Source organism: Micromonospora sp. NPDC049230 (assembly GCF_040647875.1).
In the GTDB taxonomy this organism is placed as follows: Bacteria; Actinomycetota; Actinomycetes; order Mycobacteriales; family Micromonosporaceae; genus Micromonospora.
This window is the reverse complement of record NZ_JBEZCZ010000003.1, coordinates 160680-187514: the sequence shown is the minus strand read 5'-3', so window position 1 is coordinate 187514 and position 26835 is coordinate 160680. Positions and strand designations below refer to the sequence as shown.

Sequence of the window (26835 nt, the reverse complement as noted above, 5' to 3'; positions counted from 1 at the left end):
GGCAATGGCCCCGAATCATTAACCAATGGTGTTCCCGGTGGACATCCGCCGTTCACGAATGGCGGTGTCCACCGGGGCGGTCAGGCCCGTCGCCAGGCCGCCCAGTGTTGCACCGGGTTGCCGCCGAGCCGGACGAAGCCGTACGCCGTGCCGTCCCAGTCGTCAGCTTGACCGGGCGCCCAGCGGGCGAACACCACCTGCGCGTCGGCCGGCGGCTGCTCGCCGAACCACCGGACGTCGGTCCAGGTCACCTGGTGGCTCAGGTTGAACCGGAGGGCGTAGTGCACGCCGGTCGAGGCCCAGACCCGCTCGCCGGGGCGTACGCCGACGTCGGCCACCCGGGGCGTCGGGGCGGTGCTCGCGACGGCCGGCCGCACGATGCGGTGCTCGATCACCTGCATGGTGACGAGGTTGGCCACGACGAGCACACCGAACATCGGCCACCGCAGTCGGGGCACCAGCGCGGCGGCGACGAGCAGCAGACAGCCGGCGACGCCGACGAGCGATCCGAGCACCGGCCGCATCTCCCGCCAGCCCCCGGTCAACGCCACCAGGTCCGGTGCGCTGAAACCGCCGTAGCGCAACCGGTGCCCCTGGCTGGCCACGTACGCGAGGCGGGCGGCGATCAGCGCACCGCCGCCGACCAGCAGGGCCACCGCGACCGCCGCCCGGCGCAGCACCACCCGGCGGCCGGCGGTGAGCAGCACCCCGAGCCCGACCAGCAGCCAGAACGGCGCCAGCATCTGCACGTAGCGGCCGTAGATGGCGTCCAGTGGCTTACCGGTGATGCCGGCCAGGATCACCGACGCCCCGCCGGCCACCCCGACGGTCACCACGAGCGCCACGCCCATCGTCCAGCGGGCCGCGTCGCCGTGCCGTGGGCGCCACAACTCCCGTACGGCCGCGGCCCAGGCCACGCCGGCCATCCCGAACGTGATCACCACGAGATACCAGAGTTGGGTGGTGACGCCCGCACCGACGCGGACCACACCCCGCACCGAGGCGACCGCCTCGACCGTGCCCCCGCCGGGCGTGCTGCCGAGCAGGTAGACAGTGTCGCCGAGGTGGCGGATGGCGGCGGCGTTGACGAGTGCCATGGCGAGCACCGGCAGCAGCGCCGCGAGCACCGCGGGCGGGCCGATCCGGCGGCGGACGAGCAGCAGCAGGACCAGACCGGCGTGCACCGCCACGATGACCAGGCCGCGGGAGTGCAGCAGGTGGAACGCGCCGACCAGCAGGCCGACGGTGGCGGCGGCGAGCGGACCGGGCCGCCCGATCCACCGGTGTACGGCGAGCAGCCAGGCGACCACCAGCGGCGCCATCACCGTGTCGATCATGGCGATGCCCGCGTAGAAGGCGGTGGCCGGCAGGGTCGCCGCCGCGACAGCGGCGAGCAGCGCGTACGACCGGCGCAGGACGAGCAGGCGACGACCGAGCAGGTACGCCAGTGGCAACAGCGTCGAGTTCGCCATCGCGTTGATCAGCTGGACGATCCGGTAGCTGTCGGTAAAGTCCCGGTCCCCGAGGAACGCCGGCGAGATCAGCATCGGGTAGCCGACCCGGCGCAGCAGGTCGTTCTCACTGCTGAACCCACCCGGTCCGCCGACCAGCGCGCGGGCGGTGTTCAGGTAGCTGTCCTCGTCGGTGTGCGCGATCGGCAGCACGATGTGCCGGGACAGCCACATCCGCCAGGCGACGCCGATCACCCAGCCGACGACAAGCAGCACCGGCACCAGCCAGCGCCGCGCCGGTGCGGGGTCCGGTGTCCGCGCCAGCGCCGCCGGCCGTTCGATCACGTCGCTACCGGATGCCATCAACGCCTCCAGAACTGCCGGCCGGACCGGTCCCGCGCGCACGACCGCCGGGCCCGCGGCCGGCGCCGGTGACGCGTGGGGTGACCCGCTCGCACCGAGCCGGTGCGGATGTCGGGTGGACGCGCGACCGGCCGCGAACCGGGCTGCCTGGTCACTCGCGCCGGTCACTGTAGCGGCCCGATCCACCCTGGTCAGGCCCATCGCGGACAGGTCGGAAGTGTTTGCCTACGCGGTGCTCGGCATTCACAGGAGCACCGGGCGCGGTTAACCCGCGAGCGTCGGGGAGTTAACCCGCCATGGCTAGCGTCTCACCCCGGTCGGCCGGCCGAGGGCCGCCCGTTCATCCACGACCACGGGAGCACCACATTGAGTGAGTTGAATGGATCGTCCATTCTGATCACCGGGGGAACGGGTTCCTTCGGCAGGACGTTCCTCCGGCACATCCTCACCGAGGCCGACCCCGCCCGGGTGGTGGTGTTCTCCCGCGACGAACTCAAGCAGTACGAGCTGCGCCAGCAGCTCGGTGACGACCCCCGGCTGCGCTGGTTCATCGGCGACATCCGGGACCGGCACCGCCTCACCCGGGCCATGCACGGCGTGGACCACGTGGTGCACGCCGCCGCGCTCAAGCAGGTGGACACCGCTGAGTACAACCCCTCCGAGTACATCGCCACCAACATCACCGGCTCGCAGCACGTCGTCGACGCCGCGATCGAGGCCGGCGTCCGGAAGGTCATCGCGCTCTCCACCGACAAGGCGTCCAGCCCCATCAACCTGTACGGCGCGACGAAGCTCGTCGGTGACAAGCTGTTCGTCTCGGCCAACCACTACGCCGCCCAGCACCCCACCCGGTTCTCCGTCGTGCGCTACGGCAACGTGGTGGGCAGCCGCGGCTCGGTCGTCCCGCTGTTTCGCCGGCTCGCCGCCGAGGGCAAGAGCCTGCCGATCACCGACAAGCGGATGACCCGTTTCTGGATCACGCTCGACCAGGCCGTGCAGTTCGTCATGGACTCGTTCGACCAGATGCAGGGCGGCGAGTTGTTCGTGCCGCGCATCCCGAGCATGCGCATCCTCGACCTGGTCGAGGCCGTGGCCCCGGACGCCACCACCCACGAGATCGGGATCCGGCCGGGCGAGAAGCTGCACGAGGAGATGATCGCCCCCGACGACAGCCGGCGGACGCTGCGCGCCGACGGCCGGTTCATCGTCCAGCCGACAATCGCCACCTGGGGCTACCAGCCGCCGGTCGACTGCGACCCGGTGCCGGACGGCTTCGCCTACCAGTCGGACACCAACGACGAGTGGCTCACCGTCGAACAGCTGCGCGACATGCTCGGCCTCACCGCATGACGGGGATGCTCCCGTACGGCCGGCACTCGATCACCGAGGACGACATCGCCGCCGTCGCCGACGTGCTGCGCGGCGACTGGCTCACCACCGGTCCACAGGTCGACGCCTTCGAGGCCGACCTCGCGGCGTGGACCGGCGGCGTCGGCGTCGCCGCCGTCTCCAACGGCACCGCCGCGCTGCACGTGGCGTACGCGGCGGCCGGGGTGGGACCGGGCGACGAGGTGGTGGTCCCGCCGATGACGTTCGTGGCGACCGCCAGCAGCGCTGTCGCCCTGGGCGCGAAGATCGTGTTCGCCGACGTCGACGACGAGACGTTCTGCCTCGACCCGGCCGCCGCCGCCGACGCCGTCACCTCGCGGACGACTGTCGTCGCCGCTGTCGACTACGCGGGCCACCCCGCCGACTACGACGCGCTGCGCGCTTCGGTCGCGGGCACCGACGCGTTGCTCCTCGCCGACGCGGCGCACTCGATCGGTGGCACGTACCACGGCCGGCCGGTCGGCTCGCTCGCCGACCTGACCACGTTCTCGTTCTTCCCCACCAAGAACCTGACCACCGCCGAGGGTGGCGCCGTCGCCGCGCTGGACCCGTGGATCCTGCGCCGGGCCCGCCGCTTCCGCGGCGTCGGGATGGTCCGCGACCGCGACGAGCTGCGCTTCGCCGACGAGGGCGGCTGGCACCAGGAGGTGCACGAGTTCGGGCTGAACTACCGCCTGCCGGACGTGCTCTGCGCCCTGGGCCGCAGCCAACTGCGCCGGCTCGGCGAGTTCAAGGCCCGACGAGCTGCCCTGGTCGCCCGCTACGACGAGGCGCTTGCTGACCTGGACGGCGTACTCCGGCCGACCCGCCGGTCCTGGGCGGACCCGGCCTGGCACCTCTACCCGATCCGGGTGCTCGACGGGCGTCGCCGCGAGGTGTACGACCGGATGCGCGCCGCCGGCATCGGCGTGCAGGTCAACTACCTTCCGGTGCACTGGCACCCGGCCTTCGCCGACCTCGGCTACCGGCGCGGGTCCTGCCCGGTGGCCGAGTCGTTCTACTCCCAGCAGCTGTCCCTGCCGCTCTACCCGGGGCTCGGCGACGCCGAGCAGGATCGCGTCATCGACGGGCTGACCGCGGCTCTGCGGGTCGGCTCGGTGCGTTCCGCCGCCTGATGGGAACCTGATGCACCACGCCAACCACTTCTACGGCCACGCGCACGTGCTGGCCCGCTACGCCGGTCTCGGCGACCGGCACCCACCGCGGATCAACGGGTACGTGCAGCACGGCTGGAACATCGGCGACGGGCTGGCACCCGGTCACCCGTACGCCGAGCGCGCCCCGAGCCTGCTCTGGTCCGAACAGACCCGTCGGCGGGCCTGGTCGGTGGGGCGGCGCAACGTGGTCGTCATCGGCGCCCCGTTCAGCTACCTGCTGGCCCTGCGCCCCGAGCAACCGCCGGACGAGGAGCGGGAGGGCACCATCTGGTACCCGTTCCACGGGTGGGAGGGCCAGCACGTCAAGGGTGACCACCGGAAGTTGATCGCCCTGATCCAGGACACCGAACCCGGCCCGGTCACCGTCTGCCTCTACTGGCACGAGTACCGGATGCGCAGCGTCCGTCGACTCTACGAGCGCGCCGGCTTCCGGGTGATCTGCCACGGCTACCGGGGACACTGGTGGAAGGACACCGACCCGGAGTTCCTCGACAAGCAGTTGACCGAGCTGCGTCGACACCGCCGGGTAGCATCCAACCGGCTGACCAGTGCGATCTTCTACGGCATCGCGGCCGGCTGCGAACCGGCGGTCTACGGCGACCCGATGATCCTGTCCAACGAGGACCCGACCTTCGGCGGGACGGCCCGCATCAGGCGACAGTGGCCACAGCTGCACGGCACCGAGGTCGACATGCCCACCGCCGTCGAGATCGCCCGCGCCGAACTGGGCACCGACCACCGCTGCACCCCGGCCGAGCTGCGGGAACTGCTCGGTTGGACGAACCTCCAGGAGGAAGAGGACCACAGTGACGACTGAGAGGCTGTCGGGGAACCTCGCAGCGTCTGCGACGGCACGTGCCGGGCGGATCACCCTGCCCGGCGGCGAGATGCTGGCCTGGTCCGACCTGCCGCAGAAGCGGTTGGCCGACGGTGGGCCCCTCGCCGCGCTGGCCGCCCGGCTCGTGCCGCCCGGCGCCCGGGTGCTGGTAGCCGGGCCACACGACCCGGCCCTGCTCGACAGGCTCGGCCACGCCGAGGTGACAGCCCTGCTGCGCAGCCACCCGGACGCTGTCGCGCTCGCCCCGCGCGCCGCCCACCTGGTGGTGGGCGGGCCGGCCGGGTTGCCCGACGACGAGACGTACGACGTGGTGATCGCCGCCGCCGGCCTGGACCCGGTGGAGTCGGTGGAGGGCACCCGCCTCGGGTGGGACGGCGTACTGGCACGACTGGTCGCCGCCCTGCGACCCGGTGGCGCGCTGCTGCTGCGCGTGGACAACCCGCTCGGCCTGCACCGACTCGTCGCCACCACCCCCTGGTACGCCGGCCGGGAGGACTCCGCGTGGACGATCGGCGGCGTCCTCGACCGGGCCCACCCCGCAAACCGGGAGCAACTCCGCGAGCGGCTCACCGCGGCGGGGCTGCGGCCGGGCGCGTGCTGGGCCGCGTACCCCGACGCCGGCACCCCGACCGCGCTGCTCGACGCCGACCACCTCGACTCCGACGCCGGATCCGGCCTCTTCGACGCGGTGCTGCACGGCGCCTGCGCCGGCGGTTTCACCGGTGACACGGTGCTCCAGGACCCGGCCCGACTGGCGGTGGACGCGCTGCACGCCGGCCGCGCCGCCGACCTCGCGCCGGGCTGGCTGGTGCTCGCCCACCGGCCCGCCGACCCGGCGACTCCCACCGCACCGGCCGTCGACCCGGATCTGCCTGTGGTGCTCGCGCAGACCGGGCAACCCGGGATCGGCGTGCTGGAGGTGCGACACGGCCCGTCGGGCTGGCGCTGGGGGCTGACCGCCACCGCCGGCACGAACCCGCCGGCCGCCGCGCCCTTCGCCAGCCGCGAGGCCGCGTACCGGGACACGGACGCGTTGTCCGGGCCGGTGCCGTCCGGCCGGCTGCTGCGTACCCTGCTGCTCGACGCGGCCCTGCGCCGCGACCTGGTCGCCCTGCGCACGCTCCTGCACGGGTACGCGGGCTGGCTCGCCGACCAGGCCGACACCGACGGCCGGATCGGTGGCGCGGCGGCGCTGGCCGGCACCGACAACGTGGTCGTCGACGGTGAGCGGTACGCGGTGCTCGACCCGAGCTGGCACGCCACCGACGCCCTGCCCGCCGACGTGGTGCTGGCCCGCGGCCTGTGGCGCTTCGCGGCGGGCCTGCTCACCGGCGGGTACGCCCACCCGTGGTCGTCCACCCTCGACGTCACCGGCCTGACCGTGGTGCTCGGCGGCCTCGCCGGCCACGACCTGGACCGCGCGACAGTCGCCGAGGCGGTGGAGGCCGAGGCGGCCATCGCCGCCGCCCTGCACGGGCTGGACCCGGACGGCCGGATCCACCTCGCCACCGAGCTGCACGCCGTCGCACCGACCGACCCGCCGGTCGGTGCGCGCAGCTACCAACAACTGCGCGAGGCGTGGCTGCGCCAACGCGAGGAACTCACCCGGCTGGCCGCGCTGACCGCCTGGACCGAGGAACTGCTCACCTCCCGGGAACGGGCGCTGCGCCGGGCCGAGACGACGATCGGCCTGCTCAGCGGATCACTCAGCTACCGGGTGGGCCGGCTCGCCATCACCCCGGCCCGACTCGCCAAGCGGGGTGCCCGCGCCGCCAAGCGCCGAGCCACCGCAGTGCTCACTACGAAGGAGGAGGAGCAGCAGTGACGGGCGTACCGGCACCCGGGCTGACCCCTCCGGACGATGTGGCCTCGACGGACGGCGCGGCCCCGACGGACGGCGCGGCCCCTCCGGACGCTGCCGCCCCCCGGATCGTCGGCATCGTGCAGGCCCGGATGGGATCGTCGCGGTTGCCCGGCAAGGTGCTCCGCCCGCTCGCCGGGCGTTCCGTGCTGGGCCGGGTGGTACGCGCCGCCCGCCACAGCGGTGTCCTGGCCGACCTGGTCGTCGCGACCAGCACGGACCCGGCCGACGACGCCGTGGTGGCCGAGTGCGCGTGGCTGGGCGTGGCGTGCCACCGCGGGCCGGTCGACGACGTGCTGGACCGCTTCGTCGGCGCCCTCGCGGCGCACCCGGGCGACGCGGTCATGCGGTTCACCGCCGACTGCCCGCTGCTCGATCCGGAGATCATCGCCCTGGTCGCGTCGGTGTACCGGGCGGTCCCCGGGCTGGACTACGCGAGCACGTCCATCGCCCGCACCCTGCCCCGCGGGCTGGACGTCGAGATCATCCGAGCGGAGACGCTGCGTACCCTGGGCCGGCTCGCCACCGACCACCACCGGGTGCACGTGACCTCGTACGCGTACACCCATCCGGAGCTGTTCCGGGTGCTCGGTGTGACGCTCACCCCGGACCACTCCGCGCTGCGACTCACCCTCGACACCGAGCAGGACTGGGCGCTGGTCAGCGCGGTCGTCGACCACTTCGGTGACGTCAGCGTGCCGCTGGCCAAACTCGCCGACTGGCTGCACGGACAGCCCGAGGTGCGCGCGCTCAACGCCGACGTCCGACAGAAACAACTGGAGGAGTCCTGAGTACGCCGCGGGTCGGGCTGCGCTGCGACGCGAGCCCACGGCGGGGCGTCGGCCACCTCGTACGCTGCCTCGCGCTCGCCGAGGAATTCCTCGCCCGAGGCGCCCACGTCGCCGTGTTCGGCACCGTCGAACAGCTCCCCTGGGCCACCACGGAGCTGGCCGCACGAGGCATCCCCCTGCACCCGGGCCCGGATTCGCCAGCCGAGCTGGTCGAGGCAGCCCGCCGGCACGAGCTGGACGTCGTGGTCCTCGACTCCTATGAGCTGGACCCGGCCGGGGCGGGCGCGCTGCGCGCCGCCGGCGTGTTCACCCTCGCCATCATCGACGGGGACACCCGCGGCCAGGCCGCCGACCTCTATCTCGACCAGAACTTCGGCGCGGAGCTGACAAGCCGGGGTCCCGGGACGGAGCTGCCGGACCGGGATGTCGCGGCGGGGCTGCCGGGCCGGGAAGTCGGCGCGGAGCTGCCGGGCCGGAAAGTCGGGGCGTTGCCGCCGGGCCGGGATGTCGCGGCCCGGGCGGGGCTGCCGGGCCCGGGTCCCGGGGCGGGGTTGCCGGGCCTGGTGCTCGCCGGCAGCCGGTACGCCCTGCTGCGCGACTCCGTGATCACCGCCCGGCCGGCGGTGCCCCAGCCCGCCACGGCGGTGAGCCGCCCCCGGGTGCTGGCCTTCTTCGGCGGCACCGACGCGGTCGGCGCGGCCCCGGTGCTGACCCGGGTGCTGGTCGCCACCGGCCACCCGATGGACCTCACTGTCGTCGTCGGCCGACCCGAGCTGGAGGCCGAGGTCGAGGACATCACCCCCGGCCGTGGGCAGATCATCCGGCCGATCCCGCCCACCACCTCACTACCGACCCTGATCACCGAAGCGGACCTGGTGGTCAGCGCCGCCGGCACGTCCACCTGGGAACTGTGCTGCCTGGGCGCACCCGCCGCACTGGTGTGCGTCGTCGACAACCAACGCGAGTCGTACACCCGGGTGGTGCGCCACGGACTGGCCGCCGGTCTCGGCGAGTTGCCGGAGCTGACCGACGCCGGCGTCGCCGGACGGGCCGCCCGCGCGGCGGCGGCGCGGACCCTGCACGGGCTGCTCAGCGCACCGCAGCGCCGCGCCACGCTCGCCGCGCGGGCCTGGTCGACAGTCGACGGGCAGGGCCGGGCCCGGGTCGTGGACGAGGTGCTCGACGCCCTGCGCGCCACCGCCGTTCCCGGCTGACCCCGGCAGGCCACGACCGTGCTCGAACCTGGAAACAGTCCCCTCGAACGCTCGGGAGGCCGCTAGGGCGTGGATCGAGCACGATCTTCCCGGACGGCAGCGGGCCGACGCGCTCCGCCCCTAGCACGGGTGTACGAAAGTGCTGCTAGGGTGGCCGTATGACGCAGGCCGCCTACCAGCCGTCGATGCTCGACCTGACCGACGCCGGGCCGACACTGGGGCCGCTGCCCGGTCTGCTCCGCCGGCACCAGCTCAGCCGGGGCGCCTGGGTCGACCACCTTCCCGGCTGGGTGCACGGCTCCGACGCCGTCCTCGACACCCTGCTCACCAAGGTCCCCTGGCGGGCCGAGCGGCGCACCATGTATGACAGCGAGGTCGACGTGCCCCGACTGCTCTGCTGGTATTCCGGCGACCGGCAACTGCCCCACCCGGTGCTCACCGAGGCACGGGCCGCGCTGACCCGGCACTACGCGCCCGAGCTGGGCGAGCCCTTCGTCACCGCCGGCATGTGCCTCTACCGGTCCGGCCGGGACAGCGTCGCCTGGCACGGCGACACCATCGGCCGCTCCGCACACGCCGACACCATCGTCGCGATCGTGTCCTTCGGCGCGCCCCGCCCCCTGCTGCTGCGCCCTCGTGGCGGCGGCGACAGCCTGCGCTTCCCGGTGGGCCACGGCGACCTGATCGTGATGGGTGGCTCCTGCCAACGCACCTGGGAACACGCCATCCCGAAAACCGCCCGCCCGGTCGGCCCCCGGGTCAGCGTCCAGTTCCGCCCGCACAACGTCGCCTGAACCCGAGCCCCGCAGGAGGCGGGCTAGAGGAGGCCGGCGAGTTTGTAGAGGACCAGGGAGCCAGCTACCGCGACGTTCAGGCTGTGGCCATGGCCGACCATGGGTATCTCCACCGCCGCGTCCAGATGGTCGAGCGCCTCGGGCGGGATGCCCGTCGCCTCGTGCCCCAGCAGCACCACAGTGCGTCCCCGAGCGGCGGGCAGGTCACCGAGCCGGACGGCCTCGTCGGCCAGCTCCACCCCGAGGATCCGGCTGCCGGCGGCCCGTTCGGCGGCCAGCCAACGCAGCGGGCTGCCGACCCGGTGGACGCAACCCGGCCGACGCAGCGTGTTGCCCCGGGCCACCGCCTCGTCCACCCAGCGGAACGGGGGCACGGCGAGGCACGCACCGACCGCGTCGCACGTCCGTAACAGGGTGCCCAGGTTCGCCCCGTGCAGCGGCCAGAGTGGGGCGGCGATCAGGTGACCCCAGCAGCGGTGGGCCCGAGGCCGGCGGGCGGCGCGCAACTCGCGCGGCGAGCGGACCCGGATCGCGGCGCTCACGCCGCCCCGGCGACTCCGCCGGACAAGAAAGAAGTCATGTAAGAGGTGCTTAGCGGCGCACCCAAACCCTCACCGACGACAAGGCCACCACCATACGCTCCCTCCGCATGATCGTGCTCAACCCCTCAAGATCCGCGCAGCTTCGGGGAAACTGCTGCCTGCGGCACGTCTGAGGCAGCAACTTCCCCGAAGTTGCGCGAATCTTCGGGCCGGGCCGGCACGCAGGCGGGTCAGTCGCGTTCGATCACGTGGCCCACCACCGTTGGGCCGAGCATCACCGCGAAGCCGGAGCCGTCGCGGCGCGGATCCGCCGTGGGCAGCTCCACCGGGTCGCCGGTGCCGGTAGCGCCGACCGGGCGCGGACCCACCCAGGCGACGACCACGTCCGTCTCACCCTTGAGGAAGCGGTGCGCGCGCACGCCGCCGGTCGCCCGGCCCTTCGCGGGGTACGCCTTGAACGGCGTCACCTTGACCGTCGCGCCGGTGGAGGTGACCACCATCGGTTCGCCATGCCCCGGGTCGTCGGTGCGGACCGCGCCGAAGAACGCCACCCGCGCCCCCGCCGGCAGGTTGATGCCGGCCATCCCGCCGCCCTTGAGGCCCTGCGGACGGACCAGCCCGGCGGGGAAGCGCAACAGCGACGCCTCCGAGGTGACGAACGTCAGCGATTCGGTGCCGTCGGTCAACCAGGTCGCACCGACCACCTCGTCACCGTCCCGAAGGCCGATCACCTCGAACTCGTCGGAGCGCACCGGCCACTCCGGCGCGCAGATCTTCACCACGCCCTGCCGGGTGCCCAGCGCCAGACCGGGTGAGCCCTCCGCCTGCCCACCCAACGGGGCAAGACCGACAACTGTCTCCCCCGCCGCCAACGGCACCAACTCGGCCGCGGACATGCCACCGCGCAGCGACACCGTGCCGGCCTGCTCGGGCAACACCGGCAGCGGCAGCACGTCGACCTTGAAGGCCCGACCCGCACTGGTCAGCAGCAGCACCCGACCACGGGCGGTGGAGTGCACGATCGCGCGTACCGTGTCGTGCTTGACCCGGCCGTTGCGCCGACGCCCCTCGGCGCTCTCCTCCGACTCGGCCGCGGTCCGGGCGACCAGCCCGGTCGCGGACAGGATCACCTGGCACGGGTCGTCGGCGACCTCCAGCGGACCGGCCGGCACGGACGCCGCCAGCACCTCCTTGAGGTCGCCGTCGACAAGCGTCGTACGCCGTTCGGTGCCGAACTGCTTGACCACCGCCGCCAACTCGTCCGAGACCAGCTTCTTGAGCACCCGCTCGTCGTCGAGGATCGCGCTCAACTCGGCGATCTCGGCGCGCAGCCGTTCCTGCTCGGCCTCCAGCTCGATCCGGTCGAACTTGGTCAACCGGCGCAGCGGAGTGTCCAGGATGTAGGTCGCCTGGATGTCGGACAGACCGAACCGGCTCATCAGCCCGTCCTTCGCGGCCTGCGCGTCGTCGCTGCCCCGGATCAGCCGGACCACCTCGTCGATGTCCAACAGCGCGATCAGCAGACCGTCGACCAGGTGCAGTCGCTCCTGGCGCTTGCGCCGACGGTACGAGGTGCGCCGGGTGACCACCTCGTACCGGTGCGCCAGGAACACCTCCAGCAACGCCTTCAGCCCCAGCGTGCGCGGCTGCCCGCCGTCCAGGACCAGGTTGTTGACGCCGAAGGACTGCTCCAGCGGCGTCAGCCGGTAGAGGTCGGCGAGCAGCGCCTGCGGGTTGACACCCACCTTGCACTCGACGACGAGCCGGGTGCCGCTCTCCCGGTCGGTGAGGTCCTTGACGTCGGCGATGCCGGTGAGCCGCTTGGTCTTGGTGACCTCGTTGGTGATCGCCGCGATGACCTTCTCCGCGCCGACGCCGTAGGGCAGCTCGACCACGGTGATCGCCTGGCGACCCCGGCTGCCCTCGATCGGGCCGATCTCCACCTTGCCGCGCATGCGCACCACGCCGCGCCCGGTCTCGTACGCGCGGCGCACCTCGTCCAGACCCAGCAGCACCCCACCGGTGGGCAGGTCGGGGCCGGGAACGAACTCCATGAGTTTGTCCAGCGTGGCGTCCGGATGGTTGATCAGCCAACGGGCCGCGGAGACGACCTCGGCGAGGTTGTGCGGGATCATGTTGGTGGCCATGCCGACCGCGATCCCGGACGCGCCGTTGACAAGCAGGTTGGGGAACGCGGCCGGCAGCACTGTCGGCTGGGTCAGCGACCCGTCGTAGTTGGGCTCGACATCGACGGTGTCCTCGCCCAGCTCACCGACGAGCAGCATCGCCTCACGGGACATTCGCGCTTCTGTATATCTTGAGGCAGCCGGACCATCGTCCGGGGATCCAAAATTTCCATGCCCGTCGATGAGTGGCACGTTGAGCGAGAAGTCCTGCGCGAGGCGGACCATCGCGTCGTAGATCGCCGTGTCACCGTGTGGATGGTACTTTCCCATCGTATCCCCGACAATTCGGGCAGACTTCACGTGGCCGCGATCCGGGCGGTAGCCCTGCTCGTACATCGACCAGAGGATGCGCCGGTGCACGGGCTTGAGGCCGTCGCGCGCGTCGGGCAGGGCGCGGGAGTGGATGACCGAGAACGCGTACTCCAGGTAGGAGTCGGAGACCTCGGTGACCAGCGGGTTGTCGAAGACCCGCGCGCCGGCCTGGTCGAACGAGGAGAGGTCGACCTTGTTTTCCTTACGGCGTGCCATGACTCAGCTCTCCACGGGAACGGTACGGGCGCGGCATCGAAAATTCGCTCGCTGTCGCTCGCTCATGCGTCGATCGCGTCCCGGTCGACGCGGTCGGCGGAGTCGATGAGCCAGTTGCGGCGCGGCTCGACCTTCTCCCCCATCAGCAGTTCGAGGATGCGTTCGGCGGCGTCGACGTCGTCGAGGGTGATCCGGCGGACGGCACGGGTGGCCGGGTTCATCGTGGTGTCCCACAACTCGTCGGCGTCCATCTCACCGAGACCCTTGAACCGTGGGATGGGCGTGACGATCTGCTTGCCGGCCTTTTCCAGCTTGCGGACCGTCGTCTCCATCTCGGCCTGGGTGTAGGTGTAGGTGGTCTGCGGGTTGCGCCCCCTGGTGGTGATCTTGTGCAGGGGCGGCATCGCGGCGTAGAGCCGGCCGGCCTCGATGAGCGGGCGCATGTAGCGGGCGAAAAGGGTGATCAGCAGCGTCCGGATGTGGGCACCGTCCACGTCGGCGTCGGCCATGATCAGCACACGGCCGTAGCGCAGCGCGGACAGGTCGAAGGTGCGCCCCGAGCCGGCGCCGAGGACCTGCACGATGGCCGCGCACTCGGCATTGTCCAGAACCTGCTGGAGGTTGGCCTTCTGCACGTTGAGGATCTTGCCGCGGATCGGCAGCAGCGCCTGGTATTCCGAGGAACGGGCCATCCGGCTCGTTCCCAACGCGCTGTCGCCCTCCACGATGAACAGCTCGCTGCGGTCGATGCCGGTGGCCCGGCAGTCGACGAGTTTCGGCGGCATGGACGCGCCCTCCAGGGCGGTCTTGCGCCGGGCGGCGTCCTTCTGCTGCTTCTGGGTGAGTCGCACCCGGGCCGCGTCGACGATCTTCTGGAGGACCGTGCGGGCCTCGGCCTTGGTGCGCCGGTCCTCCAGCCAGGCCTTCACGTGCGCGTCGACCAGGCCCTGGAGCACCTTCGTGATCCCCGGGGTGGACAGCTCGTCCTTGGTCTGCGAGGTGAACTGGGGCTCGGGGATGCGCACGTGCACCACCGCGGTCATCCCCTCCAGGACGTCGTCCAGGACGGGCGGCTCCTCCTTGGCCTTGAGCAGGCCGCGGGTGTTGCGCACCGCGTCGGCGAGGGCGCGGACGAGGGCCCGCTCGAAGCCCTTGCGGTGGGTGCCGCCGTGTGCGTTGCGGATGGTGTTGGTGAAGCACTCGACAGTGCGGTCGTAGCCGGTGCCCCACCGGAACGCCACCTCGACCTCGGCGCGCCGCTGCACGTTGGACTGCATGACGCCGTTGGCGTCGGCGGCGTTCTCCCGGTAGGTCCCCTCGCCGTTGACCAGCAGGGTGCCGGAGACAGGCCGGTCGCCGGCCGGCGCGAGGAACTCCACCATGTCGCTGAGCCCGTTGGGGTAGTGGAACCGCTCCTCGGCGGGCGCCTCGCCGGTCAGGTCACGCAGCAGGTAGGTCACGCCGGGGACCAGGAAGGCGGTGTTGCGCAGCTTGGTGCGGACGGCGTCCACGTCGAGTGCGGCGCCGGTCTCGAAGTAGCGGGCGTCGTGCCACCAGCGGATCGAGGTGCCGGTGCGCTGGCCGCGCTTCATCGCGCCGGTGACCTGGAGGCCGGGGCCGGCGGTGAAGGGCGCGTCCGGCCCGGCGCCGTCGAAGACGCCCGGGACGCCGTGCCGGAACGACATCGTGTGGATCTTGCCGGCCCGGCGGACCGTCACGTCGAAGCGGCGGGACAGCGCGTTGACCGCCGAGGCGCCGACGCCGTGCAGGCCGCCGGAGGTCTTGTAGCCGGAGCCGCCGAACTTGCCGCCGGCGTGCAGCCGGGTCAGCACCAGCTCGACGCCGGAGATGCCGGATTTGGCGTGCACGTCGGTGGGGATGCCCCGGCCGTCGTCGTCGACCTGCACCGAGCCGTCGGCGTGCAGGATCACCTCGACGTGGCCGGCGTGACCGGCGACACCCTCGTCGGTGGAGTTGTCGAGGATCTCGTTGACGAGGTGACCCACGCCACGGCTGTCGGTGGAGCCGATGTACATGCCGGGCCGCTTGCGGACAGCGTCCAGCCCCTCAAGGTGGGTGAGGTCATCGGCCCCGTACAGGGTGTCAGGCTCTGCGGTCAACTGGTCGTACTCCCCGGTCTCGGCTGTGTGCTGCCGGTCACCGGCGACATCAGCCGGCGTGGCGCGCCGCAGCGAGCCTAGCCCGAGGCTAGGACAACTCCCGGAGGACCTACGCGACCCGCCGCGCGGTGGCCCTCGGACGTGAGCCAGCGAACAGTCAGCCGGTGAGCGCCGAACCACGCACCGAAAGCACGATCACGGTCGGTTGGACGCGCGCCTGCGGAAAGCGACAGGAGTGCGCCACATGTCTTTCATCGAACGAATCTGTTACGGGCCATTGACGCCCGTTGCACAGGGGTGATGTGATCGCGCTCTCAGAAAATCTTTCATCTTTCGATGGATGGGGGCCCCATGCCCAGGTTCCGGCGTACCGCGCTCGCCGCGGGACTAACGATCGCCATGGCCGCGCTGTCGACCGCCGTCGCGCTGCCCGCACCCGCGTCCGCCGCGTTGCCCACCGCCGCGGTGGCCCTCGGCGACAGCTTCATCAGCGGCGAGGGCGCCGGGGCGTACACCCCGGTGGTCGACGTCAACGGCGTCGCCCAGGGCTTCCCCGGCTGGACCGCGGCGAACAACAACGCGTTCTTCTGCCACCGTTCGGCAAACGCCTCGCTGCACCAGGCCAACCTGCCGGGCATCCAGAACCGGTTCAACCTGGCCTGCTCCGGCGGCCAGCCGCACGACATCGCCAACGCCTCGCAGGCGCGGGCCAACGGCCGGACCGTCGCCGCGCAGCTCGACCAGCTCCGCGCCGTCGCGCAGACCCAGGACATCGACCTGGTGCTGGTCGGCCTGGGCTCCAACAACAGCTCGTTCACCTTCGGCAGCGTCGCGGAGAAGTGCGCCAACCGGTTCATCGCCGACGCCTGGACCGGCTGGTGGGAGTTCTGGGCGTACCTGAACGGACCGGTGGAACAGAAGCCGTGCAGCGACGCCGACCTGGCCACCGCCGCACAGCTCAGCGCCGCGACCGCGGAGACCACCGCCGCCGTACGCCAGATCCTGACCACCCTGGACCAGATCGACGCGGACGGACAGCACCGGGTGGTGTTCCAGGACTACACGAACCCGCTGCCGCTGGACCTGAACCCGCAGTTTTACGAGGAGGACAGCCGCGACGACACCCGGGACAAGTTCCGTGACCTGGGTGCCGAGCGGTACGCGGCGGGTTGCCCGATCCACCGGGCCAGCCTGGCGCCCGGACACCGGTTCTCGCAGGGCCTGGGCACCATCGTGAAGTCCGCCCGGGACACCCTCGCGGCCGAGTTCCCCGCCGACGAACTGGTCTACCTGAACGTGCAGCAGGCCTTCAACGGCGCCCGGCTGTGCGAGCAGACCAACAGCCCGACGGGCTCGCTGGCCACGCCGATCCGGCTCCAGGACGGCGCGAGCGGCACCTTCGTCACCAGCCTGTCCGGCAAGGACAAGCTCGACATCCAGCGGATCGCCAACACCTGCGTCAGCTACTTCCAGACCTGCCAGGAGTCCTGGCACCCGAACGCCACGGGTCACCAGGTGCTCGGTCAGTGCCTGAGTGGCGCCGCCACCACCAGCGCCCGCTCGGTCGCCTGCGTCCGCGCCGGCAACGGGACGATCTCGGTCTCCTGACCGCGTCGCCAACCGGAGGGCTCCGCCGCGGCGGGGCCCTCCGTCGCGTCCGCCCACCGTCGGCTACCCGCCGGTAACGCCGGGACCGTAGGCTGGGCCGGTGGATCAAGATCCGGAGTACGCGCAGGAGTTCGTCGACGTCGACGGCGGCCGGTTGGGTGTGCAGGTCTACCCCGAACCGCCCGACACGACGGGTGCGCCGGTGGTCGTCATCTGGCCGGCGATGGGTGTGCGGGCCCGCTACTACCGGCCGTTCGCGGCCACGCTACGCGCCGCCGGGCTGGCCGTGGTCGTCGCCGACCTGCGCGGACACGGGGCGAGCACTCCGCCGCCGAGCCGGGCCGACAGCTACGGCTACGCCGAGTTGGCCGACGACGTCGGCGCGGTTCTGGCCACCCTCAAGCCACGGCTGGACGGGCGTAGCCGGCTGTTGCTCGGCCACTCGCTCGGCGGTCAGGCCGCGCTGCTGCACCTCGCCCTGCACGGCGGCGACGAGGTGGACGCGTTGGCGCTGATCGCGGTCGGCATCCCGTACTGGCGACACTACCCGGGCCTGCGCGGCCTCGGCGTCCTGCCGTACACCCAGGGGATCGCCGCCACCGCGGCCCTGCTGCGGGTCTGGCCGGGCTGGGGCTTCGGCGGCCGGCAGGCACGCGGCGTGATCCGCGACTGGGCCCACACCGCGCGCACCGGCCGTTTTCCCCGGCTGAACGGCACGGACACCGAGGCCGCGGTACGCGCGGTGCGCACGCCCACGCTGGCGGTCAGTGTGGACGACGACCAGTACACCCCGCACGAGACGATGGACGCCCTCTGCGCGAAGCTCGCCGCGGCCCCACTCACTCGGGAGCGCTACACGGTGGCGCAGGCCGGTGCGGCTCTGGACCACTTCACCTGGGTCCGCGCGAGCGCCCCGTTGGCGCGGCGGATCGCCCGTTTCGCCGGCGACCTGCCGCCCCGCTGAGCCGATCCGGGCCGCTCACTCGTCCTGGTCGAGCGGCGCCAGCTCGCCGTCGCGCTCCACCTGGATCTTCGCGTGGTCCTTGCGCGGCGCGACCTCCGCGGTGTTCCGGTGTGGGTCGTTGTCCGGGTGCATGAGCACCGCGTCGGTTTTCGGGGTCTTCTCCCGACTCTCGTCCGGCTGCGACATCCCGTTCCCCTCTCCGTCAGCGTCGCTCGGGATCTACCCGCCACCGCGCGAACGACTCCTGCCGGCGGTGGTGCGGCACCTCGATACCCGAATGTCGCGGTCCTGCCGGTGCGGTGCCGATCGCCCGCCGGGTGACGGGGTTAGCCGCCCGGGCGGCGGGTAAGCCGCAGCGCCCAACACGGCGGAAGGGGATCACATGTCCGAACGGCATACCGCACTGCGCTCGATGCACGATCTGGGTCTCGCGGCCTGGTTCGGCGGCTCCCTCATGGGTGCCTTCGGCGTCAACGGCGCAGCCGGGAAGATCAGCGACTCGACCCAGCGACTCTCGGTCGCGTCGGCCGGATGGTCCAGATGGACCCCGGTCAACGCCGCCGCCATCGGCGCGCACCTGGCCGGTGCGGTCGGCGAGTTGGTGACGGAGAGCCCACGCGTTGCGGCTCAGGCCGGGGTGGGCCGCACCAGCGCCATCAAGACGGCGTTGACGATCGGCGCGCTGGCCGTGACCGGCTACAGCCGGTTGGTCGGCATGCGCCTGGAGAAGGCAGGTGCCTCGCCGGTGAGCGGGACCACCGAGCCGAACCACCAGACCCCGGCGAGTGTGGCCTCCTCACAGCGGCAGATGAAGCTGCTCCAGTGGGCCATTCCGGCGTTGACCGGGGCCCTTGTGGTGGTCACCGCGTACATGGGTGAGCAGCAGAAGCCCGGCCAGGTGTTCAAGGGGATTCTCGGCCGGGGCAGCAGCATGAAGGGCGCCTCGAAGGGCATGATCAAGATGGCCGGCATGAGCAACGGCAAACGGCCGATGGCGATGGCCGGACGCTGAACGCCGGGCCGGCCCGCGTCCCGCCGCCCTCTCGACGGCGGGGCGCCGGCCGGTCCCGCGCGCTCCCCGACGCGGCGACGACGCTCCTGCGACCGCACCGGCGCGGGCGGGCGCGACCCGAGAACGGCACACCGTCCGCCGGCAGCGGCGGACCGACGAGCGGGGTGGCCATGACGGCGCACAAGGGACGCAGCGGTGACAACGACCGGCAGGAGCCGGAGGCGACCCAGCCGTGGGGCGGTGGCGACGGCTTCGACGCCGACGCGCCCTGGGGCGCCGACGCGGACTCGCCGATGGACGAGGGCAGCGAGGAGACCGCGGTGCCCGAGGGACGACGCGGGGAACGGCGCGCGGGCGCCCCGACGGGCCGGACCGACCCGGCGGGACGGCACGGCTTCGGCTCGGTGGAGCCGACCCGTACGACGATCGCCGGCCCCGGCGCCCCACCGGACCCGGCACCCAGCGGCCGGAGCTTCCCGGACGACGCCGACATCGGCGATTCGACGCAGGACGCGCTGCGCAGTCGGGGCCGACGCTCCTGAGCGCGCCGTGGACGCTCAGCCGGTTGATCCGGCCGCGACGGTCCGGTCCGCGACCATCGTCTCGGCGAGCAGTTGCGCCAGCCGGGTCGCGTCGCGTTGGGCCTGACCGGCACAACAGTTGTTGAACAACACGTGCAGGTCGTCGGTCGGGCCGGCCAGCTCGGCCAACCGCCCGGCCCAGTGCGCGAGTTCGGCGTCGTCGTACGCGTACCGGAACTTCTCCTGCTTGTCGCCGTCGCCCCAGGCCCGGCTGTGGCCGTGGAACCGGACGATCGCCGGCTCCGCCGTCGTGGTCAGGATCGGCGGCACCGACGAGGGGTGCCCCTGCGGCATGTCGACACAGACCAGGGACAAGTCGTGCGCGCGCAGCAGGTCCAGTGTGTCTGACGCGGCCGGACCGTCGAACCAGGAGCCGTGCCGCAGCTCCACACCCACCCGCCACGGCCGGCAGCGCCGCGCCAGCTCGACGATCCGACTTTCGGCGGCCGCACCGCGCACCAGCCACGGTGGGAACTGCAACAGCACCGCGCCCAGCTTGCCGGCCGCCGCGATCGGGTCCAGGGCCGCGCGGAACCGGGCCCACAGCTCGTCGTACGCCGACTCCGGCAGATCCCGGCGGCGGATCCGGCTCGGGCCGGCGGTCGGACGCAGGTCCCTGGGTAGCGCGGCGACCGGCGTCGGATGGCCGGTGAAGAGACTGAACGCCTTGACGTCGAAGGTGAAGTCGTCGGGTGTGGCGTCGACCCAGCCCTGCGTGGTCTCCGGCACGGGTATCGCGTAGTAGGACGTGTCCACCTCGACCAGCGGGAACCGGCCGGCGTAGAAACCGAGCCGACGGGCCGGCGTGTTGGCCGAGCGCGGGTACCACCCCGAGCGCAGCAGCGACTGGTCGGCCCAGGACGACGTACCCACCTTGATCACACCCATGTCATTCAGTGGACCGCCGCGGACGCGAATCGGCAACCGCTGGCGGCTCGTACGTCGCACGTCGTGTCCGGCACCGGAAGTGTCGGTGCCGGGGCCTACGGTGGCACCGATGACATCGACGAAGGGTGGCGGCATGACCAGCACCGAGCAGCTCACCGGCGAGCGGGCCGATCTCCTACAGTCGCTGCGCCGGCACCGGGGTTTCCTCCTGCACACCGTGGACGGTCTCACCGACGAGCAGGCGGCCACCCGCCCGACGGTGAGCGAGCTGAGCCTCGGCGGCCTGGTCAAGCACGTGGCCGGCGTCGAGCACCGGTGGATGCTCTTCGCCGTGGGCGGGGCGGAGGCGATGCAGCGCGAGGAGATCGACTGGGTCGGTCAGTTCCAGATGGTGCCGGGCGAGACCCTCGCCGGTCTGGTCGAGCGGTTCCGGGCGGTTGCCGACCAGACCGACGCGCTGATCGCCACCCTCGACCTGGACACGGCACACCCGCTGCCGCAGGCGCCCTGGTTCGAGCCGGGGGCGACATGGACGGTCCGCCGGGTGCTGCTGCACCTGATCGCCGAGACGTCCCAGCACGCCGGGCACGCCGACATCCTGCGCGAGTCGATCGACGGCGCGAAGACGATGGGCTGAGCATCGGGCCTATCGGCCGCTGTTGGCGGGCGCCTCGGCCCTGATCAGGCCGCGCACGTAGGCGGCCTGGCCGACGTGTTGCAGGTCGTCGTCGGCGATGCTGACCAGGCGGACGCCGAGGGTGACCGGCGGGTCCCACGACTCGTCGACCACCCGGTCCAGGTCCGCCGGGCGCAGGCCGGCCAGGAACGATCCGGTCCGCGACGCCACCGCCTCGTAGTAGTCGACGAGTGCCTGCGCGCTCTCCGGCCGCACCGCCTCGACCTGGGCTGCCGAATGACCGTAACCGGTGTCGTCCGGGTCGGCGGTGAGCCCGAACCGGCCCGCCCAGTCGCCGCTGACCCAGATCTGCTCGGTGTCGAGCAGGTCGGCGATGTGGTGGTCCTGCACCCGGGTCAGGTGCCAGACCAGCCACCCGATCGTGTTGGCGCCCTCGCCGGGTGCCTGGTGCAGTTGCTCCGGGCTGAGGCCGTCGACCGCCGTGTGGATGAGGTCGGGCAGCCGGTCGTACGTCTCGGTCAGCAGGTCACTCACGTCCACCGGGCACGCCTCCTCGTTGGTTTCCGATCAGGTACCGCCGAGGACGGGCGCGCAAACCTCGGTCGCTACGGTGATCGAATGGTCGCGGCGGTGGAGGCACGCCGCGCGAAGACCGTCGCCGCCAGCGCGGCGGCGAGCGGGAGCGCCGCGCCGGCAACCAGCAACAGGCGCGGACCCAGTGGGGCGAGTGCCCCGGCCAGCCCGATGCCGAGCGAGCCGGCAGCCCCCCTCAGTGCGGCCGTCGACACGAACACCTGCGCCCGCACGGCCTCCGGCGCGTACGCCGACCGAGCCGCCAGGGTGGCCACGAACAGCGGCGCGGTCGCTGCCCCGGCCAGGGCGAACGCGGCGAGCGCCACCGGAAAGCCGGGCACTGTGGCACAGAGCGCGAGCCCCACCGCGCTGATCGCCGCCCACCGGACGGCGAGTCGCTCCGGCTCACCGGTCAGCGGAAACGCGGTGACCAGGAGCGCGGCGGCAAGGTTTCCGCCTCCGTAGGCGGCGGCCAGCAGCGCACCGGAGACCGCCTGCCGACCGAGGTCCGCCGCCAACGTGACAGCGAGTACCGGCACCGTCCCTCCGACGAGCGCGGAGAGGGTGGTGACCCCGGTGACCCGGCGCAGTGGCCCGGGGCCGAGCAACGCCCGGAGCGCACCACGCCCGGCGGGCACGGCCCGCGCCGGCACTTGTCGCCCGGGCACCCGCGCCGGCACTCCTACGCTGGGTGCGCCTGCCGGCAGGGTGCGCACCAGGACCGCCGCGAGCAGGCTGGCGGCACCCAACCCGACCAGGGAGATCCGGGGCCCGGCCAGCGCGGCGAGGCCCGCCACCACGGCCGGACCGGCGCTGCCGCCCACGCCGTACGTCACCGCGTCCCAGCCCTGACCTCGACGCTGCACCCGCTCGTCGGGGTCGAGCAATCCGGCCAGCCGGCCGCTCAGTCCTCCCGTCATCAGCGGCCCGCAGGTCCCGGCCACGATCAGCACCGCCGCGGGCACACCCACCGGCACCCGGCCGAGCAGCAGTGCGGCCGCCGCGACCGCCGTGGCGTACGTGGCGAAGCCCACGGCCAGCCGGCCCCGGCCGTCCCGCGCCCGGTCCAGCCAACGGGCCAGCACCGGCCCGAGCAGGTGTGGTGCGGTCAGGCAGGTGGCCAGCGACCCGCCGAGCAGCGCCGGACGGGCCGCCCCCACCTCCGGCAGGGTCGCCAGCAGCACCACCCCGACCGCCGCGCCGGCGTCCGCCCCCCGGGCGAGCGTCGCGGCGACGAGGTAGTGGGGCAGCGCTCGGCGGGCGGGGACGACGGGCGAGATCGTGTCAACAGGTCCGCTCACCCGGTCTCCCTACCCAACCGGTCGGTCCGTGCACCGCCGCAGCGTTCCGCACTGGCGCGTGCTGCCACCGGGACGAAAATGGCAAACCCGGCGCAGCACCGCCCATGGGCCTGCCGAGACTCAGGCGACCGGTGGTGATCCACTCGGGTTTGGTGAAGACGCGGTATCCGGGACGCCGGGATGCCCCGATATTCGTGAAACCGCGGCGGGTACCAGGAAGATCGCGCTCGATCCAGGAACGAGTGCCCCTCGATGCGCGCACGAGGCCACTACAACCAGGATCGAGCACGATCAGGCGAAGGCGAAGGCGAAGGCGAGAATGTCCGGTTTGGCGGGTCGCAGTCGGAAACCGGAAAACAAGCGGTGCGAATGCGGCCGGGCGTGGGAAGGTTCGAGGTGGCTGTCGTACCGGTGGTGACCCGCCAGTGTGGTTCGCCCGACCGGTGGCGCGCTGACGCCGCGCCACCGACGGCGGCTTCGACGAGGAGAGGCGGGGCCCATGGAGGCTCAGCGCAGGCCAGCGCGTGCGGAGCGACGCCAGACCCGGGACGACCGGACCGGCGGCGGCATGACCGGGGCGGCGACACCACTGACGATCTGGGCGGCGGCCGTCCTACTCGGCCGGATCGCCGGCGACGACGACATCGAGGACGAGCGGCACATCCTGCGCGGCATCGAGTGATCCCGGCCGGGCGGTTCACAGCCAGCCGCGCCGCTTGAAGATCACGTAAAGGGTGCCGCACACCAGCAACATGAGCAGCAACGCGAACAGGTAGCCGAAGCGCCAGTTCAACTCCGGCATGTGGACGAAGTTCATCCCGTACACAGTGCCGATGAGCGTGGGGGCGAACAGGATCGCCGCCCAGGACGAGACCTTCTTCAGCTCCTCGTTCTGCGCGTAGCTGGCCGCGTTGAGGCTGCGCATCTCCTCGTTCTGCTGCTGCGAGACGAGTGTGGCGTTGACGGTGAGGATGTTCTGCAACAGGTGCCGGAAACCGTCCACCCGCTCCACCACCTGGGTCAGGTGGTCGGTCACGTCGCGCAGGTAGCGGCGCAGTTCCTCGTCGGTGCTGGCACTGCCGGCACCGTCGGCCAGCGCGTCGAGCACTGTGAGCAGTGGGCGGGCGGCGCGTTGGAACTGGATGACCTCACGGCTGAGGCCGTAGATGCGCCGGCTCGCGTTCGGGTCGCCGCCGAACACCTGGGTCTCGATCTCGTCGATGTCGTTCTCCAGCCCGGCCACCACCGGCGCGTACCCGTCGACGACCTGGTCGAGGATCGCGTACAGGACCGCCTGCGGGCCACGGGCCAGCATCTGCGCCTCGGTCTCCATCCGCCGCCGCACCGCGGCCAGATCGGGGGCCTCGCCGTGCCGGACGGTGACCACGAAGCCCGGCCCGATGAACAGGTGCAGCTCGGAGAACTCGACCTCCTCCCGCTGGTCGTCGTAGCGGGCGGCACGCAGCACCACGAACAGGGTGTGCCCGTACCGTTCCAGCTTGGGTCGCTGGTGGGCGTTGATCGCGTCCTCGACCGCCAGGTCGTGTAGCCGAAACTCCCGGGCCAGGGAGGTGATCTGGTCGATGTCGGGCCGGTACAGCCCGATCCAGGCCATCGCGCCGTCCTGCTCCTGTAGGCAGCGGTACGTCTCGGCGAGGCCGGACGGCGAGGCGAAGCGGTGCCCGCGCACGTAGACCGCGCTGTCCACCAGGCCACCGGTGGGCGCCTCGGGTGACTCCGTCGGCGGCGGCACACCCTCCGTCGTCTCGTACTCGTCCAGTTGGCGACCGAAGCCACCACCGGGGCGGAAGCGACGGCCAGCGACCATGCCCTGTCCCCTCCCCCGGTGCCGTCCGGCCCCGCGCACCCGCCAACCCGGGGGCGCTGCATCCCCCGTGTCCGCGACCCGAAACCCGCACCGCCGCCGGGCGGGTTCCGGGCACCGGCGGACGCGCGTACCCGCACTGGCGGATACTCACGGTGACCGTGGGCGGATGACGGGGGACGCGCCGATGGAGGTCGACAGGCGCGCCGGACGGCTGCGGGGGTGGTTGCTCGACGCGGGCTCGGGCCAGGCCGCGCGGCATCCGGGGCCGCACGGACGTCCGCCGGAGCACCGGCACCACCCGTGGTGGAAGGTGATGTGCCTGACCGGCGTCGACTACTTCTCCACGCTGGGCTACCAGCCGGGCATCGCGGCGCTGGCCGCCGGGGCGCTGTCGCCGGTGGCGACGCTGGTGTTGGTGCTGGTGACGCTGCTGGGCGCGTTGCCGGTCTACCGGCGGGTGGCGGTGGAGAGCCCGCACGGCGAGGGTTCCATCGCGATGCTGGTACGTCTGCTGAGCTACTGGCCCGGCAAGCTGCTGGTGCTGGTGCTGCTCGGTTTCGCCGCCACCGACTTCATCATCACCATCACCCTCTCGGCAGCCGACGCGACAGCGCACATCGACGAGAACCCGTTCTGGCCGGACGGGCTCAAGGGGCACGAGGTGCTGCTCACGCTGCTGCTCGTGGCGCTGTTGGGCGCGGTGTTCCTCAAGGGATTCACCGAGGCCATCGGGATCGCCGTCGTCCTGGTCGCGGTCTACCTGACGCTGAACGCGGTGGTGGTGGTCGACGCGCTGTGGCGGGTGGTGACGCATCCGAGCGCGGTCGAGGACTGGACCACCGCGCTGACCACCGCGCACGGCGATCCCTGGCTGGTGGTCGGGCTGTCGCTGCTGGTCTTCCCGAAACTGGCGCTGGGCCTGTCCGGCTTCGAGACCGGGGTGGCCGTGATGCCGAGCATCCGGGGCGACCCGCGGGACTCGGAGGCGCGCCCGCTGGGCCGGATCCGCGGCGCGCGCCGACTGCTCACCACCGCCGCGGTGATCATGAGTGTCTTCCTGATCACCAGCAGCGTGACGACCACAGTGCTGATCCCGGCGGAGGATTTCCGGCCGGGCGGGCCGGCGAACGGCCGGGCGCTGGCCTACCTTGCGCACGAGCACCTCGGGGAGGTGTTCGGCACCGTCTACGACCTGTCCACCATCGGGATCCTCTGGTTCGCGGGGGCGTCGGCGATGGCCGGTCTGCTCAACCTCGTCCCCCGCTACCTGCCCCGCTACGGCATGGCGCCGGCCTGGGCGCGGGCCGTCCGGCCACTGGTGCTGGTCTTCACCTCGGTGGCCTTCCTGATCACTGTCGTCTTCGAGGCCAGCGTGGACGCGCAGGGCGGCGCGTACGCCACGGGTGTGCTGGTGTTGATCACTTCGGCGGCGACGGCCGTGACGCTCGCGGCGGTCCGGCGGCGGCAGCGCGGTCGCGGTGTCGCGTTCGGAGTCATCGCGGCGGCCTTCGTCTACACCACTGTGGCGAACGTGGTGGAACGCCCCGACGGCGTCAAGATCGCGGCCTGCTTCATCGGCGGGATCATCGTGGTGTCGCTGCTCTCCCGGCTGTCGCGGGCGTACGAGCTGCGCGTCGACCGGGTCGAGCTGGACCCGGTCGCGACCCGGATGATCGACGAGCGGGCCGGACGGCGGATCCGGCTCATCGCCCACGAGCCCGACCGGCGCGACGAGGCCGAGTACCGCGCCAAGTTGGCCCAGACCATGGCGGACAACGACTTTCCCGACGACAGCGACGTGATCTTCGTCGAGGTGCACGTCACCGACCCGTCGGACTTCGAGAGTGAGTTGCTGGTGCGTGGCGGCCTGGTGGACGACAGTTTTCCGGTGCTCAGCCTGGCCGCCTCCTCGGTCCCCACCGCGCTCGCCGCCCTGCTGCTGGAGATCCGCGACCGGAGCCGGCGACGCCCGCACATCTACTTCGAGTGGAGCGAGGGCGGCCCGGGCCGCAACACCCTGCGGTACCTGGCCTTCGGGCAGGGGGCCATCGCCTCGGTCACCCGGGAGATCCTGCGTCGCCAGGAGCCCGACCCGCACCGCCGGCCGCACGTGCACGCCGGCTGACCTGCGGTCCGGCACCAGGTCGGGCACGGTGAGCGTGGTCATAACGACTGGACGATCCACCCGCAGGTGCTGCTAGCCTCGGCG

General features: G+C 72.3%; 23 protein-coding genes. 14 read left to right on the top strand and 9 right to left on the bottom strand.

What is annotated here, in order from left to right; all coding sequences use genetic code 11:
* Positions 1-80: 80 nt before the first annotated feature.
* Entirely contained in the window at positions 81-1814 is a 1734-nt protein-coding gene (locus AB0A95_RS03940; protein ID WP_357554056.1) for a hypothetical protein, read from the bottom strand.
* A 366-nt stretch (positions 1815-2180) separates the two neighbouring features.
* Between AB0A95_RS03940 and pseB the strand changes: the two genes are divergently transcribed.
* The 7 genes from pseB to AB0A95_RS03905 all read left to right on the top strand — a co-directional run bounded on the left by pseB (position 2181) and on the right by AB0A95_RS03905 (position 9858).
* The gene (pseB, locus tag AB0A95_RS03935; RefSeq protein WP_357554055.1) at positions 2181-3164 is read left to right on the top strand and encodes a UDP-N-acetylglucosamine 4,6-dehydratase (inverting); all 984 of its coding nucleotides are present in this window, start codon (positions 2181-2183) and stop codon (positions 3162-3164) included.
* Complete coding sequence (locus AB0A95_RS03930) at positions 3161-4318, top strand: aminotransferase class I/II-fold pyridoxal phosphate-dependent enzyme (protein ID WP_357554054.1); 1158 nt, start codon at positions 3161-3163, stop codon at positions 4316-4318. The genes pseB and AB0A95_RS03930 overlap by 4 nt, the downstream gene beginning before the upstream one ends.
* A 10-nt stretch (positions 4319-4328) precedes the next feature.
* Entirely contained in the window at positions 4329-5177 is an 849-nt protein-coding gene (locus AB0A95_RS03925; protein WP_357554053.1) for a hypothetical protein, read from the top strand.
* 70 nt (positions 5178-5247) lie between these two features.
* Positions 5248-7023, top strand: a complete 1776-nt coding sequence (locus AB0A95_RS03920; RefSeq protein WP_357554166.1) for a class I SAM-dependent methyltransferase — start codon at positions 5248-5250, stop codon at positions 7021-7023.
* A 104-nt stretch (positions 7024-7127) separates the two neighbouring features.
* Positions 7128-7850 carry a glycosyltransferase family protein gene (locus tag AB0A95_RS03915; protein WP_357554164.1) on the top strand — a complete coding sequence of 241 codons (723 nt, stop codon included), beginning with the start codon at positions 7128-7130 and terminating at the stop codon, positions 7848-7850.
* Complete coding sequence (locus AB0A95_RS03910; protein ID WP_357554162.1) at positions 7847-9064, top strand: spore coat protein; 1218 nt, start codon at positions 7847-7849, stop codon at positions 9062-9064. Before AB0A95_RS03915 ends, AB0A95_RS03910 begins: the two co-directional genes overlap by 4 nt.
* A 158-nt stretch (positions 9065-9222) precedes the next feature.
* Positions 9223-9858: an alpha-ketoglutarate-dependent dioxygenase AlkB gene (locus tag AB0A95_RS03905; RefSeq protein WP_357554052.1), complete on the top strand. Its 636-nt coding sequence runs from the start codon at positions 9223-9225 to the stop codon at positions 9856-9858.
* Between the two features lie 23 nt (positions 9859-9881).
* Here AB0A95_RS03905 and AB0A95_RS03900 read toward each other — a convergent pair whose 3' ends face one another.
* The 3 genes from AB0A95_RS03900 to AB0A95_RS03890 all read right to left on the bottom strand — a co-directional run bounded on the left by AB0A95_RS03900 (position 9882) and on the right by AB0A95_RS03890 (position 15306).
* Complete coding sequence (locus tag AB0A95_RS03900; protein WP_357554051.1) at positions 9882-10400, bottom strand: TrmH family RNA methyltransferase; 519 nt, start codon at positions 10398-10400, stop codon at positions 9882-9884.
* A gap of 230 nt (positions 10401-10630) precedes the next feature.
* Positions 10631-13114 (bottom strand): DNA topoisomerase IV subunit A, encoded by a 2484-nt coding sequence (locus AB0A95_RS03895; protein ID WP_357554050.1) that lies wholly within the window; start codon positions 13112-13114, stop codon positions 10631-10633.
* A gap of 62 nt (positions 13115-13176) precedes the next feature.
* On the bottom strand, positions 13177-15306 hold the full coding sequence (locus tag AB0A95_RS03890; protein ID WP_357554161.1) for a DNA topoisomerase IV subunit B: 2130 nt from the start codon (positions 15304-15306) through the stop codon (positions 13177-13179).
* A 279-nt stretch (positions 15307-15585) separates the two neighbouring features.
* On the opposite strand from AB0A95_RS03890, the gene AB0A95_RS03885 reads away from it, so the two are divergent.
* Both AB0A95_RS03885 and AB0A95_RS03880 read left to right on the top strand, forming a co-directional pair.
* Positions 15586-16842 (top strand): hypothetical protein, encoded by a 1257-nt coding sequence (locus AB0A95_RS03885; RefSeq protein WP_357554049.1) that lies wholly within the window; start codon positions 15586-15588, stop codon positions 16840-16842.
* A gap of 100 nt (positions 16843-16942) precedes the next feature.
* Complete coding sequence (locus AB0A95_RS03880) at positions 16943-17806, top strand: alpha/beta fold hydrolase (protein ID WP_357554048.1); 864 nt, start codon at positions 16943-16945, stop codon at positions 17804-17806.
* Between the two features lie 15 nt (positions 17807-17821).
* On the opposite strand, the gene AB0A95_RS03875 is transcribed toward AB0A95_RS03880, so the two are convergent.
* Positions 17822-17992, bottom strand: a complete 171-nt coding sequence (locus tag AB0A95_RS03875) for a hypothetical protein (protein WP_357554047.1) — start codon at positions 17990-17992, stop codon at positions 17822-17824.
* A gap of 196 nt (positions 17993-18188) precedes the next feature.
* Between AB0A95_RS03875 and AB0A95_RS03870 the strand changes: the two genes are divergently transcribed.
* Together AB0A95_RS03870 and AB0A95_RS03865 are read left to right on the top strand one after the other, a co-directional pair.
* A complete protein-coding gene (locus AB0A95_RS03870; protein ID WP_357554046.1) occupies positions 18189-18818 on the top strand; it encodes a hypothetical protein in 630 nt (209 codons plus the stop codon).
* Between the two features lie 170 nt (positions 18819-18988).
* A complete protein-coding gene (locus AB0A95_RS03865; protein WP_357554045.1) occupies positions 18989-19360 on the top strand; it encodes a hypothetical protein in 372 nt (123 codons plus the stop codon).
* A 15-nt stretch (positions 19361-19375) separates the two neighbouring features.
* Here AB0A95_RS03865 and AB0A95_RS03860 read toward each other — a convergent pair whose 3' ends face one another.
* Positions 19376-20287, bottom strand: a complete 912-nt coding sequence (locus tag AB0A95_RS03860) for a DUF72 domain-containing protein (protein ID WP_357554044.1) — start codon at positions 20285-20287, stop codon at positions 19376-19378.
* Between the two features lie 109 nt (positions 20288-20396).
* Between AB0A95_RS03860 and AB0A95_RS03855 the strand changes: the two genes are divergently transcribed.
* Positions 20397-20924: a DinB family protein gene (locus tag AB0A95_RS03855; protein ID WP_357554043.1), complete on the top strand. Its 528-nt coding sequence runs from the start codon at positions 20397-20399 to the stop codon at positions 20922-20924.
* Between the two features lie 9 nt (positions 20925-20933).
* Here the strand turns inward: AB0A95_RS03855 and AB0A95_RS03850 are convergent, their stop codons facing one another.
* Both AB0A95_RS03850 and AB0A95_RS03845 read right to left on the bottom strand, forming a co-directional pair.
* Positions 20934-21464 carry a DUF664 domain-containing protein gene (locus tag AB0A95_RS03850; RefSeq protein ID WP_357554042.1) on the bottom strand — a complete coding sequence of 177 codons (531 nt, stop codon included), beginning with the start codon at positions 21462-21464 and terminating at the stop codon, positions 20934-20936.
* A 65-nt stretch (positions 21465-21529) separates the two neighbouring features.
* Positions 21530-22798: an MFS transporter gene (locus tag AB0A95_RS03845; RefSeq protein WP_357554041.1), complete on the bottom strand. Its 1269-nt coding sequence runs from the start codon at positions 22796-22798 to the stop codon at positions 21530-21532.
* Positions 22799-23297: 499 nt separating this feature from the next.
* On the opposite strand from AB0A95_RS03845, the gene AB0A95_RS03840 reads away from it, so the two are divergent.
* On the top strand, positions 23298-23480 hold the full coding sequence (locus tag AB0A95_RS03840) for a hypothetical protein (protein WP_357554040.1): 183 nt from the start codon (positions 23298-23300) through the stop codon (positions 23478-23480).
* Between the two features lie 15 nt (positions 23481-23495).
* On the opposite strand, the gene corA is transcribed toward AB0A95_RS03840, so the two are convergent.
* On the bottom strand, positions 23496-24626 hold the full coding sequence (gene corA / locus AB0A95_RS03835; protein WP_357554039.1) for a magnesium/cobalt transporter CorA: 1131 nt from the start codon (positions 24624-24626) through the stop codon (positions 23496-23498).
* Between the two features lie 166 nt (positions 24627-24792).
* Here corA and AB0A95_RS03830 point away from each other — a divergent pair, with 166 nt between their 5' ends.
* Entirely contained in the window at positions 24793-26751 is a 1959-nt protein-coding gene (locus AB0A95_RS03830; RefSeq protein ID WP_357554038.1) for an amino acid transporter, read from the top strand.
* Positions 26752-26835: the final 84 nt, after the last annotated feature.

Coding starts and splice junctions, on each gene's coding strand:
- AB0A95_RS03940 (WP_357554056.1), bottom strand. CDS start 1,814: ATGGCATCCGGTAGCGACGTGATCGAACGGCCGGCGGCGCTGGCGCGG.
- AB0A95_RS03930 (WP_357554054.1), top strand. CDS start 3,161: ATGACGGGGATGCTCCCGTACGGCCGGCACTCGATCACCGAGGACGAC.
- AB0A95_RS03925 (WP_357554053.1), top strand. CDS start 4,329: ATGCACCACGCCAACCACTTCTACGGCCACGCGCACGTGCTGGCCCGC.
- AB0A95_RS03920 (WP_357554166.1), top strand. CDS start 5,248: ATGCTGGCCTGGTCCGACCTGCCGCAGAAGCGGTTGGCCGACGGTGGG.
- AB0A95_RS03905 (WP_357554052.1), top strand. CDS start 9,223: ATGACGCAGGCCGCCTACCAGCCGTCGATGCTCGACCTGACCGACGCC.
- AB0A95_RS03895 (WP_357554050.1), bottom strand. CDS start 13,114: ATGGCACGCCGTAAGGAAAACAAGGTCGACCTCTCCTCGTTCGACCAG.
- AB0A95_RS03885 (WP_357554049.1), top strand. CDS start 15,586: ATGCCCAGGTTCCGGCGTACCGCGCTCGCCGCGGGACTAACGATCGCC.
- AB0A95_RS03875 (WP_357554047.1), bottom strand. CDS start 17,992: ATGTCGCAGCCGGACGAGAGTCGGGAGAAGACCCCGAAAACCGACGCG.
- AB0A95_RS03870 (WP_357554046.1), top strand. CDS start 18,189: ATGTCCGAACGGCATACCGCACTGCGCTCGATGCACGATCTGGGTCTC.
- AB0A95_RS03865 (WP_357554045.1), top strand. CDS start 18,989: ATGACGGCGCACAAGGGACGCAGCGGTGACAACGACCGGCAGGAGCCG.
- AB0A95_RS03860 (WP_357554044.1), bottom strand. CDS start 20,287: ATGGGTGTGATCAAGGTGGGTACGTCGTCCTGGGCCGACCAGTCGCTG.
- AB0A95_RS03855 (WP_357554043.1), top strand. CDS start 20,397: ATGACATCGACGAAGGGTGGCGGCATGACCAGCACCGAGCAGCTCACC.
- AB0A95_RS03840 (WP_357554040.1), top strand. CDS start 23,298: ATGGAGGCTCAGCGCAGGCCAGCGCGTGCGGAGCGACGCCAGACCCGG.
- corA (WP_357554039.1), bottom strand. CDS start 24,626: ATGGTCGCTGGCCGTCGCTTCCGCCCCGGTGGTGGCTTCGGTCGCCAA.
- AB0A95_RS03830 (WP_357554038.1), top strand. CDS start 24,793: ATGACGGGGGACGCGCCGATGGAGGTCGACAGGCGCGCCGGACGGCTG.